At 58.2% G+C, this 1,056-nt stretch carries 1 protein-coding gene; it reads right to left on the bottom strand.

Features of this window, described 5'->3' with window-relative positions; all coding sequences use genetic code 11:
- Positions 1-164 precede the first annotated feature (164 nt).
- On the bottom strand, positions 165-1,056 hold an 892-nt coding region (locus AC1D35_RS36375; protein ID WP_477942885.1), incomplete at its 5' end, for an IS3 family transposase.

Raw genomic sequence — 1,056 nt, 5'->3', positions numbered from 1 at the left:
GTTCATCCGCTACCCGATGGCCCATGGATCTTCAGCCGTTCCAAACTCGCGACCCCACAAGCACGTCAGATCCTCAATCGTGCCCGGAAGAACCCTCGCCACCCCGCGGGATCGCCTCCAGATCAGGAAAACCTATTCCCTTCAATGACATAGAAAGATGGGTGTCATGAAACAGGATTGTAAAAGGTCAGATAGCGGCCGATGCCAGCGCGGGCCTCGGACACTGTTTTATAGGCGTGGAGGTAGACTTCCTCGTATTTGATCGAACGCCAGAGCCGCTCGACGAAGACGTTGTCCCGCCACGCACCCTTGCCATCCATCGAGATGGCGATTTCCGCCTTCTTCAGCACCGTCGTGAAGTCCATCGAGGTGAACTGCGAGCCCTGGTCGGTATTGAATATGTCGGGTCTGCCATAACGGGCCAGCGCTTCCTCGACTGCTTCGATGCAGAAGGCTGCCTCCATCGTGATCGACAGTCGCCACGACAGAATCCTCCGGCTGAACCAGTCCACAACGGCGCAGAGGTAGACAAATCCGCGAGCCATCGGAATATATGTCAGGTCCATTGCCCACACCTGGTTGGGTCGGGTGAACGCCAGCTTTCGCAGGAGGTAGGGACAGATTTTGTGTCCGGGCGCTGGTTTGGACGTGTTCGGGCGACGGTAGATCGCCTCGATGCCCATCTTCTTCATCAGCGTGGCGACGTGCAGCCGCCCGGTTCCAGCCCCTCTCCCCTCAAGAGCCCTTGCAACATCCGACTTCCGGCAAACGGATAATCGAGATGCAGTTCGTCGATCCCCGAGCGAATGCGCAGCATTCGTCCGCCGGCGCATCAGCGCCAGATCGCCGTCAGACACTGGACGCGGCGAATAATAGACACTGCCACGGCTGAAGCCGAGAAGCTTCGCCTGGCGCACGACGGATAGCTTATGCTCGCGGTCGATCATTTCTTTCCGCTCAGCAATCCCGCCTTGCCAAGCGCTCCGGCTAAAAAATCGTTCTCCAGCGTCAGCTCCCCGATCTTGGCGTGCAGCGTTTTGACATTGACGGTTGGAC

It is taken from the genome of Rhizobium sp. P1_E6 (assembly GCF_056405875.1).
This window is presented reverse-complemented; position numbering and strand designations above follow the sequence as displayed.